12 protein-coding genes and 1 riboswitch are annotated in these 14,522 nt (G+C 73.1%); of the genes, 4 read left to right on the top strand and 8 right to left on the bottom strand.

All coding sequences use genetic code 11. From position 1 onward, the window contains the following. Positions 1-31 precede the first annotated feature (31 nt). Both QSK15_RS08285 and QSK15_RS08280 read left to right on the top strand, forming a co-directional pair. Positions 32-841 (top strand): DNA-formamidopyrimidine glycosylase family protein, encoded by an 810-nt coding sequence (locus QSK15_RS08285; RefSeq protein ID WP_285793606.1) that lies wholly within the window; start codon positions 32-34, stop codon positions 839-841. Between the two features lie 165 nt (positions 842-1,006). Next, the gene (locus tag QSK15_RS08280) at positions 1,007-4,624 is read left to right on the top strand and encodes a hypothetical protein (protein WP_285793605.1); all 3,618 of its coding nucleotides are present in this window, start codon (positions 1,007-1,009) and stop codon (positions 4,622-4,624) included. A gap of 27 nt (positions 4,625-4,651) precedes the next feature. Here the strand turns inward: QSK15_RS08280 and pspM are convergent, their stop codons facing one another. From pspM to QSK15_RS08245, 7 genes are all read right to left on the bottom strand, one after another. Then, the gene (pspM, locus tag QSK15_RS08275) at positions 4,652-5,437 is read right to left on the bottom strand and encodes a phage shock envelope stress response protein PspM (RefSeq protein WP_285793604.1); all 786 of its coding nucleotides are present in this window, start codon (positions 5,435-5,437) and stop codon (positions 4,652-4,654) included. Positions 5,438-5,460: 23 nt separating this feature from the next. Further along, positions 5,461-6,333 (bottom strand): PspA/IM30 family protein, encoded by an 873-nt coding sequence (locus tag QSK15_RS08270; protein ID WP_124777699.1) that lies wholly within the window; start codon positions 6,331-6,333, stop codon positions 5,461-5,463. A gap of 193 nt (positions 6,334-6,526) precedes the next feature. Then, positions 6,527-6,961, bottom strand: a complete 435-nt coding sequence (locus QSK15_RS08265; RefSeq protein WP_285793603.1) for a helix-turn-helix domain-containing protein — start codon at positions 6,959-6,961, stop codon at positions 6,527-6,529. Between the two features lie 187 nt (positions 6,962-7,148). Beyond that, entirely contained in the window at positions 7,149-7,628 is a 480-nt protein-coding gene (locus tag QSK15_RS08260) for a CinA family protein (protein ID WP_285794358.1), read from the bottom strand. Between the two features lie 233 nt (positions 7,629-7,861). Next, complete coding sequence (gene pgsA / locus QSK15_RS08255) at positions 7,862-8,452, bottom strand: CDP-diacylglycerol--glycerol-3-phosphate 3-phosphatidyltransferase (RefSeq protein ID WP_030336827.1); 591 nt, start codon at positions 8,450-8,452, stop codon at positions 7,862-7,864. A gap of 80 nt (positions 8,453-8,532) precedes the next feature. Continuing rightward, positions 8,533-10,041: a 30S ribosomal protein S12 methylthiotransferase RimO gene (rimO, locus tag QSK15_RS08250; RefSeq protein ID WP_285793602.1), complete on the bottom strand. Its 1,509-nt coding sequence runs from the start codon at positions 10,039-10,041 to the stop codon at positions 8,533-8,535. 89 nt (positions 10,042-10,130) lie between these two features. Beyond that, complete coding sequence (locus tag QSK15_RS08245) at positions 10,131-11,054, bottom strand: ornithine cyclodeaminase family protein (RefSeq protein ID WP_285793601.1); 924 nt, start codon at positions 11,052-11,054, stop codon at positions 10,131-10,133. Between the two features lie 93 nt (positions 11,055-11,147). Next, a riboswitch (guanidine-III (ykkC-III) riboswitch) is annotated at positions 11,148-11,218 on the top strand. A 61-nt stretch (positions 11,219-11,279) separates the two neighbouring features. Between QSK15_RS08245 and sugE the strand changes: the two genes are divergently transcribed. Together sugE and QSK15_RS08235 are read left to right on the top strand one after the other, a co-directional pair. After that, positions 11,280-11,594, top strand: coding sequence for a quaternary ammonium compound efflux SMR transporter SugE (gene sugE, locus QSK15_RS08240; RefSeq protein ID WP_091400443.1), 315 nt, complete (start codon positions 11,280-11,282; stop codon positions 11,592-11,594). 82 nt (positions 11,595-11,676) lie between these two features. Then, positions 11,677-11,922, top strand: coding sequence for a hypothetical protein (locus QSK15_RS08235; protein WP_030336834.1), 246 nt, complete (start codon positions 11,677-11,679; stop codon positions 11,920-11,922). A 66-nt stretch (positions 11,923-11,988) separates the two neighbouring features. Here the strand turns inward: QSK15_RS08235 and QSK15_RS08230 are convergent, their stop codons facing one another. Next, complete coding sequence (locus tag QSK15_RS08230) at positions 11,989-14,448, bottom strand: FtsK/SpoIIIE family DNA translocase (RefSeq protein WP_285793600.1); 2,460 nt, start codon at positions 14,446-14,448, stop codon at positions 11,989-11,991. Between the last annotated feature and the right edge of the window lie 74 nt (positions 14,449-14,522).

Raw genomic sequence — 14,522 nt, 5'->3', positions numbered from 1 at the left:
CGAATCTTGCTCGAAGAGGGAGAATGGCAGGGTGCCCGAAGGCGACACCGTCTGGAACACCGCGCGCGTGCTGCACCGCGCGCTGGCCGGCACGCGGATCACCGGCAGTGACTTCCGAGTGCCGCAACTGGCGACCACGGATCTGACCGGCTGGACCGTCCGCGAGTCGGCCAGCCGGGGCAAGCACCTGCTGCTGCGGCTCGACACCCCCACCGAGGAGCACTGGACCCTGCACTCCCACCTGCGGATGGACGGTGCCTGGCGGGCGTACGCCCCGGGGGAACGCTGGAGCGGTCGACCCGCGCACCTGATCCGGGTGGTGCTGCGCAGCCCCGGCGCGGTGGCCGTCGGTTACCACCTGCACGAGCTGACACTGGTGCCGACCGCCGACGAGGACCACCTGGTCGGCCACCTCGGCCCCGACCTGCTCGGGCCGGACTGGGACCCGGCCGAGGCGGTCCGTCGGCTCGTCGAACACCCGGAGCAGACCATCGGCGAGGCGCTGCTGGACCAGCGCAACCTGGCCGGCGTGGGCAACCTCTACAAGTGCGAGGTGCTGTTCCTGCGCGGAGTGTCACCGTGGACCCCGGTCGGCGCGGTGCCCGACCTGACCGGCATGGTGACCCTGGCCCAGCGACTGCTCGCCGCCAACCGGGGTCGGTGGACGCAGAGCAGCACCGGCTCGCTGCACCGGGGGCAGACCAGCTACGTGTACGGCCGCCGCGCCCAGCCCTGCCGCCGCTGCGGCACCGCGATCCGCAAGGAGGAGTTGGGCGAACGGGTCACCTACTGGTGCCCGGTCTGCCAGCCCGAACGCCCGGCCCCGCCACCAGCCGGCTGACCAGGCTCCCATCGATCGAGACCCAACGCAGAAACGGACGATTGGGTAATTCCTAACCGGCCGCCGACGTCGCATGCTGCGGTTGAGCGCTCACCGACCGTCAGCAGAGTGCCGAGGTTCCCCACGCCGGGGTGGCGAACCTCGCGCCCCGAACCGGGGAGAGTCATGGCGATGTTCCGCAGACTCCGCTCCACCTTCCTCACGCGGACCACCCGCGACACCGACGCCCCCGCCACCGGCCGGGGGGCGTCCGTGCCTGCCGCGCGTACCGCCGAGGAGGTCGTCGCGACACCGAGCCTGGACCCGGCCGTGGTGCCCCGCTACTTCGGCCCCGTGCCGAACTTCGCGCACAGCCCTCGCCCGACCCGCGACCCCGACGGGCAGATGACGGCCGGGACCGGGCTGCGCAAGTTCATCGACCCGCTACCCCTCCCCGGCCAGCCGGGCCGCGGCGACCTCGGCAGCCAACTGCCGGTGGCAGTGCCCGACACGATCAGCTATCCGGGCTGCGACTACTACGAGATCGGCCTACAGGAGTACGCGCAACGGCTGCACCGGGACCTGCCGGCCACCCGACTGCGCGGCTACCGGCAGCTCAACCTGGGCACCGACTCGGCCGGCCACAACACGGTGGTGCCACCGGAGCGACAGTGGCACCTCGGGCCGATGATCCTCGCCCGTCGGGGTCGACCGGTCCGGGTGAAGTTCATCAACCAACTCCCCACCGGCCGGGCCGGCGAGCTGTTCCTGCCGGTCGACGACACGATCGAGGGGGCCGGCCTCGGCCCGCTGGACGGACCGGCGCCGTACCCGCAGAACCGGGCCGTGCTGCACCTCGCCGGGGCGCAGACCGGCTGGACCAGCGCGGGCAACCCGGGGCAGTGGATCACCCCGGCCGGGGAGATCACCCCGTACCCGACCGGACCCGGGCTGGCCCACGTGCCGGACATGCCGGCGCCCGGCGCCGGGGCCACCACCCTCTACTTCCCGAACGAGCAGAGCGGCCGGCTGCTGTGGTTCCACGACAACACCCTCGGCCTGGCCCGGCTCACCGTCTACGGCGGACAGCTCGCGCTCTACCTGCTCACCGACCCGGCCGAGGACCAGCTCGTCACCGACGCGGTGCTGCCGGCCGACCAGGTGCCCCTGGTGATCGAGGACAAGACGTTCGTCCCGGACGACGCCCAACTCGCCGCCGAGGACCCGACCTGGGACCGGGAACGCTGGGGCGCCCGGGGCAGCCTCTGGCATCCGCACGTCTACCAACCCCGGCAGAACCCGTACTCCTCCGGCGGACGCAACCGCACCGGCCGGTGGGACTACGGCCCCTGGACCCGCAACGCCGCAGCCCACGACACCCACCCCGACGGCTGGGTGCCGAATCCGTACCACGACCCGGTCGACGCCCCGGACGAGCCGCCGCTGAGCCCCGGCGTCCCGCACCCGTCGGCCGTCCCCGAGGCGTACGGCGACACCCCGCTGGTCAACGGCGTCGCCTACCCGTACCTGGAGGTGCTGCCGCGCGCGTACCGGTTCCGGATCCTCAACGCCTGCCTGGACCGCAGCCTCAACCTCCAGCTCTACCGCGCCCGCTCCGACGCGGCGATGTGGACGGCCGACGGCGCACTCGCCGACCCCGACGCCGGTGAGGTGCCGATGGTGCCGGCCACCCGCGCGGCGGACCGGCCGGCGGGCTGGCCGACCGATGGACGCGACGGCGGTGTGCCGGACCCACGCGCCGCCGGCCCGGAGTTCATCCAGATCGGCAACGAGGCCGGTCTCCTGCCGACCCCGGTGGTGCTGCCGAACCGACCGATCGGCTACCGGTACGACCGGCTCGACCCGACAGTGCTGAACGTCGACGGGCACACTCTGCTGCTCGCACCGGGTGAGCGGGCCGACGTGCTCGTCGACTTCTCCGCCGTGCCACCGGGCAGCACGCTGATCCTGTACAACGACGCTCCGGCCCCGCTGCCCGGCTTCGACAGCCGCTACGACCAGTACACCGGCGCACCGGACCGCAGCGCCGAGGGTGGCCCACCCCCGACCGAACCGGGGTACGGCCCGAACACCCGCACTCTGCTCCAGTTCCGGGTGACCGGCACACCCGCGCCGCCGTACGACCTGGCTCGGCTGCGCGACCGGCTACCCGTGGCGTACGCGGCCAGCCAGCGCCCGCCGATCGTCCCGCAACCGGCGTACGACCAGGCGTTCGGCACCCGGACGGCGACGCGGACCACGGTGCCGGTGCACGCCACCACTGTGACGTTCACGCCGACGGCGGGCAACGGTCCGGTGACCCTGCCGATCGCGGTGAAGGCCGCACAGCCGATCTTCGAGCCGGACCACGGCCGGCTGGCGGGCCGGCTCGGCGTGGGGCACCCGCACGCCGGGCCGCTCCACCCGACGACGCTGCCGCTCGGCGCGACCGACCCGGTCACCGAGGTGCTGTTCGCCACCGACACCGCCGTACCGGTGGGTGCCCCCACCGACGGCACGCAGCTCTGGCGGATCAGCGGCAACGTCCGGCAGACCGAGCCGGTGCAGGTCGACGGCTGCGACCTGCAGGTGATCAATCGGGTCGGCTGGGACGGCACGCTGCGCCCCCCGCACGACACCGAGCTGGGCTGGAAGGGGATCGTCCGGGTCAACCCCCGGGAGGACGTGGTGGTGGCGCTGCGTCCGGTCGCGCCGGTGCTGCCGTTCAAGCTGGGCGACAGCCTCCGGCTGCTCGACCCCTGTCGCCCGGCCGGCGCGCGGGCCGGTTCGACGCCGGTCAGCCCGGCCGACGGGCGACCCGCCACCGTGGTCAACCAACTGGTCAACCTGGGCTGGGAGTACCGCTGGCACAGCCAGCTCGCCGGCCACCGCGACGGCGGGATGACCCGACCGCTGGTGCTGCGGGTGGCGCCGAAGGCACCGACCGGGCTGACCGCCACGCCGGTGCCCGGGTCAGCCACCGCGCTACCCGCGATCGCGCTGGCCTGGACCAGCAACGGCGGGCGACCGGCCGCCACCAGCCACCTGCTGCAACGGGCCACCGACGCGACCTTCGGCGGCGAGGTCACCACGATCACCGTTGCGGCCGCTGCCACCCGGTACACCGACGCGACGGTCACCCCGGGGGTGACCTACCACTACCGGATCCGGGCGGAGAACACGGTCAGCTATTCGTCCTGGTCCAACGGGGTGCCCGCCTCGGTGCACCTGGCCGCGCCGAACGGTCTGGTGGCGGCGCTCCCGCCGGCGGCACCGCTGCGGGTGGCGTTGCGCTGGACGAACCGGTCGTTCGCCACCGGCATCGACGTGCAACGGGCCACCAACCCGACGTTCACCAGTGGTCCGGGCACCACGGCGATCGGGGTCGGTGACAACCACCTGGACGCGACAGTGGCACCGGACACCACGTACTACTACCGGGTGCGGACCACCTACCTGGGCGCCGCCTCGGCGTGGTCGACGGTCGCCACGGTGACCTCGCCACCCCCGCCGGGCGTCCCGAGCGGGGTGAGCGCCACCGCCACCGCGCCGGGGCCGGACACCGCGACGGTGATCCTGGCGTGGGCGGCCAGCACCCCCGGCGGCCCGGGGTCCGGGTTCACCGTGCAGCGGGCCCTCGACCCGACCTTCGACCAGGAGGTGGCCACCTTCACGGTGACCGGCCGCGGCTTCACCAACACGGGGCTGGCCCGGGGGGTGACCTACCACTACCGGATCCGGTCGTTCAACGTCGTTGGCACCTCGGCGTACACCGGGCCGGTCCTGGTGACGACACCACCGTGACGGGCCCGCGCTCCGGGGAGTGTGCGGTCAGCGCGTCGGCGCGCGCAGCGGGGTGCCGACGGCCCGCAGCTCGGCCAGGGCCCCGGCGACCCCGTGCAGCAGGTCGGTCGCCTCGGTGAGCCGGTCGGCAGCCGGGTGGGCGCTCTCCGGTCGGGCGTCCTCGGCCAGATAGCCGGCGGCGGCGACCACCAGCCGTTCGTACGCCGCCACCCCGGCCTGAAGTTGCGCGGTCAGCGCGGCGTGCGCCTCGGCCAGCGGCGGCCGGGCGTCGGCCGGGGCCAACCGCAGCCCGCGTTCGACGCTGGCCACCCGGGCGGCCAGGTCGCGCAGCGAGCGGTCGGCGGCGGCTGCCTCCAGCACCGCCGGCTCGGCCAGCCCGGTGAGCCGGGGGGCCATCCCGGCCAGGGTGAGCGCCGCCCGGTCCAGGCGGACCCACTGCTCCCCGGCGCTGGTGCCGCGCAGTGCGATCCGGGAACGGACCCGGCGCACCTCGGCCAGCACGCCCGGGCCGACCGGCAGCCGTTCGACGGCGGCGATCAACCGGGCCCGCGAGCGGGCTGCCGCCTCGGCCGGGTCGAGCGCCGGAGGTGCCGGCTGGGCGGCCAGGGCACGCACGTCGATCCACCGCCAGGCGGCGAGCGCCATCGCACTGCCCGCGGCGCCGGCCCAGGCCGCGTCGGGCAGACCAAGACCGGCGTACGGGGTCAGCACCACCGCCGCGCCGCCGAGCCCACCGGCCAGCACGCTCCACCGTCGGGCCGACCGGCGAAGCCGACCCAGCCTCCGGAAGTACCGGGTCCGCTCGTCTGCCACAGTGACCTCCTCGGTCCGGTCGTTCAGCCGGCGGCGGTGGGGTCGCCGGTGCCCCGTTCGCGGGCCATGCTGGCGCGCAGTTCGTCCAGTCGGGCGGCGGCGGTCGGGTCGTTGGCCGGGCCGGTCTTCTCGGCCTGCGGTACGGCCGGTCGCTGGGTCGCGCCGCCGAGTTGCTCCCCCGCCATGCTGGACCGGATCTGCTCCAGCCGGGCGGAGCCGGCCGAGTCGATGGTGGCCTTCTGAATTTCCAACATACGGCCCTCGACGGAGTTGCCGGCCAGTTCGGCGCGGCCCATCGCGTTGGCGTACCGCCGCTCGATGCGGTCGCGCACCTCGTCCAGGGACGGGGTGGTGCCCGGCGCGGTCAGCGACGACATCGATTCCAGCGAGCGGGCCACCGTCTCCTGCATCTTGGCCTGCTCCAGCTGGCTGAGCAGCTTGGTGCGCTCGGCGAGCTTCTGCTGAAGGATCATCGAGTTGTTCTCGACCGCACGACGGGCTTGAGCGGCGGCGCCCAGCGCCTGGTCATGCAGGGTCTTCAGGTCCTCGGTGGCCTGCTCGGCGGAGACAAGCTGGCTGGCCAGCGTCTGCGCGGACTGCTCGAAGCGCACCGCCTCGGCCTCGTCGCCCTTGGCCCGGGCCTGGTCGGACAGCACCAGGGCCTGCCGGGCGTTGCCCTGCAACCGCTCGACCTCGGACATCTGCCGGGACAGCTTCATCTCCAGCTGCCGCTGGTTGCCGATCACCGCGGCGGCCTGCTGGACCAGCGCCTGGTGCTGCCGCTGGGCATCCTCGATGGCCTGCTGGATCTGCACCTTGGGATCGGCGTGCTCGTCGATCTTTGCACCGAAGAGCGCCATCAGGTAGTTCCAACCCTTGACGAACGGGTTAGCCATCGTGGTATCCCCTCAGTAGCGTCGCTCCACCACGGCCGGGCCGGCTGAACCGACCGACCGTCACCGGCCGGTCTCCATCGTCCCAGCCGAACGCCAACGAGGCATCCGTACCGGGCGGTCGACAGCACCGGCGGCTCCTGCGAGCAACCCTACGCGGCCGGGGCCACCCCGCCCACGGTCAGCAGGATCGGGGTCAGGCGGCGCAGACCACGTCCCGGTCGCGCTCGGTCGGGCGGACCCGGGTGCTGCGCAGGGTGGCCTTGAGCGGCGAGTCCTGGCGGACCGAGACGGCGACCTTGCCGTCGGAGGTGACCCGACGGACCCCCCGGTTGGTGCTCTTGGGTGTGGCGTCGGCCGGCTCGTCCGGCATCGAGACGAGCACCTCGGGCATCTGCTCGGCGAGCGCCACGGTGTCACTCACCTCACGCAGCAGCTCGGACAGGCGGGCACCGAGGGCGTCACAGATCGCGGCGAGCAGCTCGCTGGACGGCTCCTTGTGCCCCCGTTCGATCTCGGAGAGATAGCCGAGGCTGACGTTGGCGGCGGTGGAGACCTCACGCAGCGTGCGCTGCTGGCCCTGCCGGCGCGCTCGCAGTGCGTCACCGATCACCCGGCGTAGCAGGATCATCGCACCTCCCCCAGAGGGATTCCTCGCGCCCGGCGCTGGACAGCCGGTCGCGGCGAACCACGCCGACCCCGAACGTCGGAGCCTTCCCGCAACCGTACCCGTTGCGCGCCCGGGCGACATCCCGCCCCGCCCGTCGGTTCGCCGGGGCGGGCCTGTCCGGGCGGTCCGACCCCGCCCCGGGCGGCTTTCACCGTGTCGCGGCGACCAGCCGCTCGGTGAGCAGCCGCAGCGCCTCGACCACCGCCGCCGCCCGGACGTGGTCGCGCCCACCGTCCAGGTCGAGCTGGCGGACCTCACCGCCGTTCGGGCCGGCGACCGCTACGTAGACCAGGCCCACCGGTTTACCGTCCTGCGGTTCGGGACCGGCGACTCCGGTGGTGGCCAGTCCCCAGTCCGCACCGCACCGCTGCCGGCCGCCCTCGGCGAGCGCCGCCGCCACTTCCGGGTCCACCGGCCCCCGTTCGGAGAGCAGGTCGGCGGGGACGCCGGCCAGTGTCGCCTTCAGCTCGGTGGCGTAGACCACGAGGCCACCCTGGTAGACCCCGCTGACCCCGGCGATGTTCACGATCGAGGCGGCCAGCGACCCGCCGGTGAGGGATTCGACGGTGGCGAGCGTCTCGTGCCGCTCGGACAACCGGTGCACCACGGCGGCCGCCGCGCTGCCCACCTCGGCACCGCCGACCTCGGCACCGCCGACCTCGGCACCACTCACCCCAGCGCTGTTCACCGCCACCTCGCCCTCACCCCTCGCCGCATCCCCCAGTCCTTCCTTCCCCACCCCTGAATCCCCAACCCCAACCCCGACCCAATCGCGTCGATCATGAAGTTATTGCCACAACACGCCGCGCCGGATGGCAACAACTTCATGATCAACGGGGTGGAGTGGGGGTGGGGTGGGGGTTAGCGGGGGCGGCGTAGGCGGAGGGCTTGGGCTATGTAGTCGAAGCCGGTGGCCACCGTGACCAGGACGGCGGCTGCCATGATCCACGGCCCGACGGCGGCGAGCGCGGCCGGCATCGGCCACAGGTACCAGGCGATGGCCAGGATCTGGAGCGCCGTCTTGACCTTGCCGCCTCGGCTGGCGGCGATCACGCCGTGCCGGATCACCCAGAACCGCAACCCGGTGATGCCCAGCTCACGGACGAGGATCAGCGCGGTCACCCACCAGGGCAGCTGGTCGTACCAGGAGAGCAGCACCAGCGCCGCACCGGTGAGCGCCTTGTCGGCGATCGGGTCGGCCACCTTGCCCACCGAGGTGACCAGCCCGAAGCGGCGGGCGATCCAGCCGTCCACCAGGTCGGTCGCCGAGGCCACGGCGAAGATCAGGCAGGCCGCCATCCGCCACCCGGCGTGGGTCATCCCGGACATGATCACCGAGGCGGCGAAGACCGGCACCAGCACCAGCCGCAGGGCGGTCAGCGCGTTGGCGGCGTTGACGACGGGCACCACGGCCACCACCCGGCCGGGCGTCGACTCCGTCGCCCCGGTCACCGCCGCACTCCGCTCGGGCCGCCGTGGCGTTCCCGGCACCGCACCACCTGCGTCCCCCGCTCCGCTGCTCGGGCCCGCCGTCACCGTGCCGCGCCGGGCGCCGCCGAGATCATCTCATCCGGCACGGCGAGCAGGTCCACCCCTTCGGTGCCGGTCACTGTCGCGCGTACCAGATCGCCCGGGCGCAGCGCGGCCAGGTCGACCCCGCCCTCGGCCGGTGCTACCAGGGTGGTGGAGCCGTCGACCTCCGGTGCCTGATGGGCCGCCCGACCCTCCACCACGCCGTCCTCGATCGAGTCGACAAGCACCTCGACGGTCGAGCCGAGCCGGTCCTCGGCCCGCTGCGAGCAGAGCTCGTCGGCGAGGGCGCTGAGCCGGTCGTAGCGCCGCTTGATCGTCGCGGCGGAGACCTTGCCGGGCAGGCCGGCGGCTTCGGTGCCATCCTCGTCGCTGTAGTCGAACATGCCGATCGCGTCGAGCCGGGCCTCGGTCAGGAACCGGACCAGCTCGTCGACGTCGGCGCGGGTCTCGCCGGGGAAACCGACGATGAAGTTGCTCCGGGCGCCCGCGTCCGGGGCCAGGGCACGGGCACCGGCCAACAGCTCCAGGAACCGGTCGGTGGAGCCGAAACGTCGCATCCGGCGCAGCACCGGCTCGCTGGAGTGCTGGAACGACAGGTCGAAGTACGGTGCCACACCCGGGGTCGTGGCGATCGCCTCGACCAGCCCCGGCCGGGTCTCGGCCGGCTGAAGGTAGCTGGCCCGCACCCGGACGATGCCGGTCACCGCAGCGAGCTGCGGCAGCAGCTTCTCCAGGGCGCGCGGGTCACCCAGGTCCTTGCCGTACGAGGTGGAGTTCTCGCTGACCAGCACCAGCTCCCGTACCCCGGACTTGGCCAGCCACTCCGCCTCGGCGAGCAGCTCGTCCGGGGTACGCGAGACGAACGCCCCCCGGAAGGCCGGGATGGCGCAGAACGCGCAGCGGCGGTCGCAGCCGCTGGCCAACTTCAGCGAGGCCACCGGGCCGGTGTCGAGCCGTCGGCGCAGCACCTGGCGCAGGTGTGCCGGGGTGTGCTCGTCGGTGTCGACGACGGTGCGGGTGACGGTGCCGTGGCCGGGCAGCGACACCCCGCTGTCGCGGCGGCGCACCGGGGTCAGCGGCAGCAGCTCCCGCCGGTCGCGCGGGGTGTGCGCGCTGATCTGCTCGCCGGCGACGACGGCGTTGAGCCGGGCGGCGATGTCCGGGTAGTCGTCGAAGCTCAGCACCGCCTGCGCCTCGGGCAGGCTGTCGGCCAGCTCCCGGCCGTACCGCTCGGCCATGCAGCCCGCGGCGACCACCTTGGCGCCCGTCCCGGCGGCGGCGAGCAGGGTCTGGATGGAGTCCTGCTTGGCCTTCTCCACGAAACCGCAGGTGTTCACGACCACCACGTCGGCGCCCTCGCCGTCGGTGCTCACCTGCCAGCCGTCGGCGTGCAGGCGGGCGGCCAGCTCCTCCGAGTCGACCTCGTTGCGGGCACAGCCCAGGGTCAGCAGGGCGACGCGACGGCCCTCGGCGTGGTCAGCGGGCGAAGGAGAGGTGGCAGACACCATCCGAGGGTACCGGGCCGGACGGGTGAGCCCACGCACGCGGGCTGCGGAGACGGTCGACACAATGTCGGTCGACACCCGTCCGGGCCCGGTCAGCGGGCCGGGGCGGCCACCCGGGTCAGCGCGTCGAGCAGGAACACCTCGGTGCCGGCCAGGCCGGTGCAGCAGAAGACGGAGACCTGGTCCGCGCTGGTCCGGCCGGGGACCGCGCCAGCCAGGATGCCGCCCAGGTCACGCAACCGCCCGAGGTACGGGGGTGTGGCGGCGAGCATCGGCGGCTGGTAGTCGACCGCCTGGACCGGTGAGTCGGTGACCAGCAGATCGGCGGTGTCCAGCAGGTCGGTGCCGAACTCGCTGCGGTCGCGTTGCTTGAAGCCGACCGCGTTGACGTGGGTGCCGGGGCTGAGGTCGGCGGCGCGCAGCACCGGGGTCGGGCTGGTGGTCGCCAGCACCACCAGGTCCCGACCGGCGACGGCCGAGCCCGGGTCGGCCACCGCGCGGGCCGGCACGCCCAGTTCGGCACGGACCCGGGTGGCGAAGGTCTCCCGGCGAGCGGCGGACCGGCTGTGCACCACCACCTCGCGTAGCGGACGGACCGCGGCGGCGGCCCAGACCTGGGTCCACGCCTGCCGGCCGGAGCCGATCACACCGAGGGTGGCGGCGTCGGGCCGGGCCAGCGCGTCGACAGCGACACCACCCAACCCGCCGGTACGGCGGGAGCCCAGTTCCTCGCCGACAGCCACCGCCCGGACCGCCCCGGTCCGGGCGTCGTGCAGCACCACCAACTGCTCGCCCTGCGGGTGACCGAAGGTGTCGTACGAGCGGAAGCCGTACCACTCGCCGACCAGGTGCCCGGCGGTGAGCACCATCCGCCCGCCGTTCAGCGGTGCGGCGGCCCGGGGCGGTGCGATCAGGCGTCCCTCGTACGCGGCCAGGAGCGCGGCGCGCATGGCGTCGACCGTGGTGGCGGCGTCCAGCGTGGCGGCGACCTCGGGGTCGGCGTAGAGCATGGTCATGATGGCGATAGTGCATGTTGAAGTCAGGTAGAGGTCAACGGGCCCGTGGCGGTGGTCACCGCCACGGCGCCGGGGGCGGTGCTAGCGTCGGAACCGGTGGCCGGCTGCTCATGGTCACTCCGGACGAGTGGTGGGCGTACCCGGTCAGGCCAAGACGCCCCGCGTGACGTGCAGACTCGACTCGTCCCGGCGCGGCAGCCCCGGGCGCTTCCGGTGAGGTGAACGATGGCCTGGCTCGTGCTGGTGATCTCAGGACTGCTGGAGACGGCCTGGGCGATCGCCCTGGACCGCAGCGCCGGTTTCAGCCGGCTGATCCCGTCCGTGGTGTTCGTGGTGACCCTGCTGCTGAGCATGGCCGGGCTGTCGTACGCGCTGCGGGACATTCCCGTCGGCACCGGCTACGCGGTCTGGGTCGGCATCGGGGCGGTCGGCACCGCACTGGTCGGGATGCTGGCGCTCGGCGAGTCGGCGAGCCTGCCCCGGATCCTCTGCCTGCTGCTGGTGGTGGCGGGCGTGATCGGGTTGAAGATCTTCCACTGAGGTGTCCCTGCGGCAGGCGTGACCGGCCCCACCAGTGGGTAGTGATCGATCTGTCACGACAGGCTCTCACCCGGAGGAAGACATGGCCGACATGCCGAGCACCGCCCGTCCCCGCAGCAACGCCGCCCGCATCGTCACCATCGTGGGTTTCGTCTTCGCGGTCCTGGCCCTGCTGCTCAACCCGATCATCTTTGGCGTCCTCGGCGTCATCGCAGGCGTCGTCGGCGCCGTGCTGGGCGACAAGCCGCTGGGTTGGTACGCCGCCGTGGCGAGCGTCGTCGCCGCGATCATCAGTCTGGTGATCATCGGCGCGTTGATCAACAACTGACCTCTTCCCCGTCACGGGCCCGCCGGATACCGGCGGGCCCGTCGTGCGTCCGGGGTCGGCCGGCGGTCAGTCCACGTCGCCGCGCAGGCCGACCAGAACCTCGTCCAGCTCGTCCGGCTTGACCAGCACGTCGCGCGCCTTCGACCCCTCGGACGGCCCGACCACCCCCCGGGTCTCCATCAGGTCCATCAGGCGGCCCGCCTTGGCGAAACCGACCCGCAACTTGCGCTGGAGCATCGAGGTCGAGCCGAACTGCGAGGTGACCACCAGCTCCACCGCCTGCACCAACAGGTCGAGGTCGTCGCCGATGTCCTCGTCGATCTTCTTCTTGCTCTCCTGCGCCGGGGCCAACACGTCCGGCCGGAACTCCGGCTCCCGCTGGTCCTTGCAGAACTTCACCACGTCGGCGATCTCGCGCTCGGTGACCCAGGCGCCCTGGATGCGGACCGGCTTGGAGGCGCCCATCGGCAGGAAGAGCCCGTCACCACGACCGAGCAGCTTCTCCGCACCCGGCTGGTCCAGGATGACCCGGGAATCCGCCAGGGAGGAGGTGGCGAACGCCAGCCGGGACGGCACGTTCGCCTTGATCAGACCGGTCACCACGTCCACCGAGGGGCGCTGGGTGGCCAGCACCAGGTGGATGCCGGCGGCCCGGGCCAGCTGGGTGATCCGGACGACCGAGTCCTCCACGTCGCGCGGCGCGACCATCATCAGGTCGGCCAGCTCGTCCACGATCACCAACAGGTACGGGTACGGCCGCATCTCCCGCTCGCTGCCCGGCGGGGCCTTGATCTCGCCGTTGCGGACCTTGCGGTTGAAGTCGTCGATGTGCCGGACCCCGTTGGCGGCGAGGTCGTCGTAGCGCATGTCCATCTCGCGGACCACCCAGTCCAGCGAGTCGGCCGCCTTCTTGGCGTTGGTCACGATCGGGGTGACCAGGTGCGGGATGCCCTCGTAGCCGGTCATCTCGACCCGCTTCGGGTCGATCAGCAGCAGCCGGACCTCGTCCGGCGTGGCCCGGGTGAGGATGGAGACCAGCAGGGTGTTGAGGCAGCTCGACTTGCCCGCGCCGGTCGCGCCGGCGATCAGGATGTGCGGCATCTTGGCGAGGTTGGCCACCACGTAGCCGCCCTCGATGTCCTTACCGAGCGCCACCACCATCGGGTGGTGATCGCTGGTCGCCGCCCGCGAGCGCAGCACGTCACCGAGGGCGACGTTCTCCGGGTCGGTGTTCGGGATCTCCACACCGACGGCGCTCTTGCCCGGGATCGGGCTGAGGATCCGGACGTCCGGCGACTTCACCGCGTACGCGATGTTGCGGGACAGCTGGGTGATCCGCTCGACCTTGACGCCGTGGCCCAACTCCACCTCGTAACGGGTGACGGTCGGGCCACGGGTGAAGCCGGTGACCGCGGCGTCCACATCGAACTGGTCGAACACGCCGGTCAGCGCGGCGATCACCTCGTCGTTGGCCTTGCTGCGGGTCTTCGCCGCGGCCCCGGCGCTGAGCATGTTGGCCGGCGGCAGGGTGTAGTCCCCGGCCAGCCCGGTCAACGCGAGCTGCTCGGCCCGGGTCGGGGCCGGCGAGTGCTCCGGCGGCTCGACCGGCGGCTTGCGGCTCGCCGGCACCTTCGCCGGAGCCTTGCGCGGCAGCACCATGGTTTCCTGGAGGTCGGCGCCGTCCAGGTCCTCGAAGTCGTCCGGGTCCAGTGGCGGGGGCATCCGCTTCGCGGGTCGCTTGCGGGCCGGCTTGGCGACCGGCTCGTCCGCCTCCTCCTCGCCGGTCTCCGGTGCGCCCACCAGCCCGCCGGCGAGCAGGCCCAGCCGCTCGGGAATCTTGTTGATCGGCGTCGCGGTCACCACGAGCAGGCCGAAGAGCAGCAGCAGGACCAGCAGCGGCACCGCCACCCAGGCGGTCACCGCCCGCTCCAGCAGCCCACCGACGCCCGCGCCGATCAGGCCGCCGGCGAAGTCACGCTCCAGCGTGTCGGCCGGGTCCTGGCCGATCTGGAGCAACGCGGCCGTCGACACCAGCAGCGAACCCCAACCGATCAACCCACGGCCCCGATGCTCCGGGTCCGCCGGCTGACGCATCAGCCGCCACGCCCCGATCATCAACAGCACCGGTACGACCACCGAGATCGCGCCCAGGAACAGCCGGATCGTGTCGGCCAGTCGCGCGCCCACCGGCCCCGCTCCGGACAGCCAGAGCGCCACGGCGGAGAGCAGGGCGAGCCCGAACATGAGCAGCCCGGCACCGTCGCGGCGGTGCTCCGGGTCGAGGTCACGGGCCGAGGCGGCCTGCCGCCCGGCGGCGCGCACCGCCCAGCCCATCCCGTGCGCCAGCCCCATCCACAGTGCACCGATCGCGCGGCCGACGTAGACCGCCGGGCCGGGCCGGGGCGGCGCGGTGCGACGTCGGACCGGTGCCCGGGTCTTCTTCGCCGGTTGACGGGCACGACTGTTGGTGCCACCGCGCGGCGACGCGCCGCGTCGCCGGCTCGCCTGAGAGGTACGGCCCGCCATAGAGTCACGGTAACGGTGGGGCCGGGCAGATCCCCGCTTTTCCGGGTCGTGTCCGCGCGTCGTAACACGAACCC

Origin of the sequence: Micromonospora sp. NBRC 107095 (assembly GCF_030269705.1) — a bacterium.
GTDB classification, from domain to species: Bacteria; Actinomycetota; Actinomycetes; order Mycobacteriales; family Micromonosporaceae; genus Micromonospora; species Micromonospora parva.
The sequence above is the reverse complement of the archived record's forward strand: the minus strand, read 5'-3'. Positions and strand labels throughout refer to the sequence as shown.

What these genes read in the sequence shown, in the direction of transcription:
- sugE (WP_091400443.1), top strand. Translation starts at nt 11,280, where the DNA reads ATGGCCTGGCTCGTGCTGGTGATCTCAGGACTGCTGGAGACGGCCTGG.
- QSK15_RS08270 (WP_124777699.1), bottom strand. Translation starts at nt 6,333, where the DNA reads ATGGCTAACCCGTTCGTCAAGGGTTGGAACTACCTGATGGCGCTCTTC.
- rimO (WP_285793602.1), bottom strand. Translation starts at nt 10,041, where the DNA reads ATGGTGTCTGCCACCTCTCCTTCGCCCGCTGACCACGCCGAGGGCCGT.
- QSK15_RS08235 (WP_030336834.1), top strand. Translation starts at nt 11,677, where the DNA reads ATGGCCGACATGCCGAGCACCGCCCGTCCCCGCAGCAACGCCGCCCGC.
- QSK15_RS08280 (WP_285793605.1), top strand. Translation starts at nt 1,007, where the DNA reads ATGGCGATGTTCCGCAGACTCCGCTCCACCTTCCTCACGCGGACCACC.
- QSK15_RS08265 (WP_285793603.1), bottom strand. Translation starts at nt 6,961, where the DNA reads ATGATCCTGCTACGCCGGGTGATCGGTGACGCACTGCGAGCGCGCCGG.
- QSK15_RS08245 (WP_285793601.1), bottom strand. Translation starts at nt 11,054, where the DNA reads ATGACCATGCTCTACGCCGACCCCGAGGTCGCCGCCACGCTGGACGCC.
- QSK15_RS08230 (WP_285793600.1), bottom strand. Translation starts at nt 14,448, where the DNA reads ATGGCGGGCCGTACCTCTCAGGCGAGCCGGCGACGCGGCGCGTCGCCG.